This is a genomic window from Herbidospora sp. RD11066 (assembly GCF_054661255.1).
Window position 1 is genome coordinate 1 of sequence record NZ_BAAGDO010000435.1, and the last position, 228, is coordinate 228.

A 228-nucleotide genomic window follows, 5' to 3' on the forward strand; every position below is an offset into this window, starting at 1 on the left:
TGGGCTTGCTTATGATGTGGTAATGAAACTTATGCGCCCCCTTTTTGGTCAAGGTTATCATTTGTATGTTGATAACTTTTATACTTCTCTTACCCTTTTCAAGGACTTGTTTGCCCGTGCTGTTCCAGCCACGGGAACCATTTTAGAAACGCGAAGAGATTTTCCAGTAAATCTCAAGAATGGTAAACAATGGGCCAAGGGAAAGGCTAGGGGAAGTATGCGATGGGA

The 228-nt window shown here is 43.0% G+C and carries 1 protein-coding gene; it reads left to right on the forward strand.

Annotated elements, in window-relative coordinates:
- Window positions 1–22 precede the first annotated feature (22 nt).
- On the forward strand, window positions 23–228 hold a 206-nt coding region (locus tag ACYQ78_RS40255; protein WP_459806264.1), incomplete at its 3' end, for a hypothetical protein.